Source organism: Aquibium pacificum (assembly GCF_040839445.1).
Taxonomy (GTDB): Bacteria; Pseudomonadota; Alphaproteobacteria; order Rhizobiales; family Rhizobiaceae; genus Aquibium; species Aquibium pacificus.
The window spans coordinates 1-318 of record NZ_JBDPGJ010000045.1 but is presented as its reverse complement, the minus strand read 5'-3'; the positions used below and the strand labels follow the sequence as shown (position 1 = coordinate 318).

Sequence of the window (318 nt, the reverse complement as noted above, 5' to 3'; positions counted from 1 at the left end):
CAGCCAGGGCACCAGCACGTCGAAGACCGTATCGGGCCTGCCGTCCAGCGGCACGATCTACGTGCGGCTGTGGTCGTATATCAGCGGAAGCTGGCAGTGGAACGACTACACCTACAAGGCCGGCGGCACCGCGAAGGCCGTCATGACGTCTCCGACGCCGGGCTCCACCCTCGGGTCCTCGGCGACGTTCGTATGGACCACGGGTAGTGGCGTTTCGCAGTACTGGCTCTATGTCGGCTCGACCGGCGTCGGCTCGTACAACATCTACCAGGCCAGCCAGGGCACCAGCACGACCAGGACCGTGACGGGTCTGCCGTC

The 318-nt window shown here is 65.7% G+C and carries 1 protein-coding gene; it reads left to right on the top strand.

Translation table 11 applies throughout. The features are described from left to right. Positions 1–318, top strand: a 318-nt coding sequence (locus ABGN05_RS30090; RefSeq protein WP_367957732.1) for a hypothetical protein, incomplete at both ends; no start/stop codon positions are given.